Source organism: Vibrio sp. 1402 (assembly GCF_033340275.1).
The window spans coordinates 1-514 of the sequence record NZ_JAWOWE010000726.1 but is presented as its reverse complement, the minus strand read 5'-3'; the positions used below and the strand labels follow the sequence as shown (position 1 = coordinate 514).

Below are 514 nucleotides of genomic sequence, written 5' to 3'. Positions count from 1 at the left end.
TGGTAGGAAGATGGGGCCAGAGACGTTATTGGATAACTTACCGCCGGGCTCTGAATCACTGCGTCGTTTGATTGCTCAACGTTACATTCAACAAGGTATGGTGTTAACCCATGATGACATTGTCATTACTTCAGGGGCGTTAGAAGCGTTGAATTTGAGCCTTCAGGTCGTGACACAACCGGGAGATACTATCGTGGTTGAATCGCCAACATTTTACGGAGCGCTTCAAGCGATAGAACGTTTGGGCTTAAAGGCGATAGAAATCTCAGTAGACCCGCGTAGCGGGCACTCTTTGCAACAAATTGAAGCGGCTTTTACTGATAATGATGTTCGCGCGTGTTGGTTGATGACGAACTTTCACAACCCAACCGGAACATCATTAAATGATGAGCAGAAGCAGCGCATCGTCGAGCTTGCTGATAAACACGATGTGTATTTGATTGAAGACGATGTGTATTCAGAGCTCTTCTTTTCTAACAAGAAACCAAGTTCGCTTAAAACTTTTGATACCCAA

The 514-nt window shown here is 44.9% G+C and carries 1 protein-coding gene; it reads left to right on the top strand.

Translation table 11 applies throughout. The features are described 5' to 3' along the window. A partial coding sequence (locus tag R7044_RS28150; RefSeq protein WP_225456392.1) for a PLP-dependent aminotransferase family protein occupies positions 1 to 514 on the top strand: 514 nt, incomplete at both ends.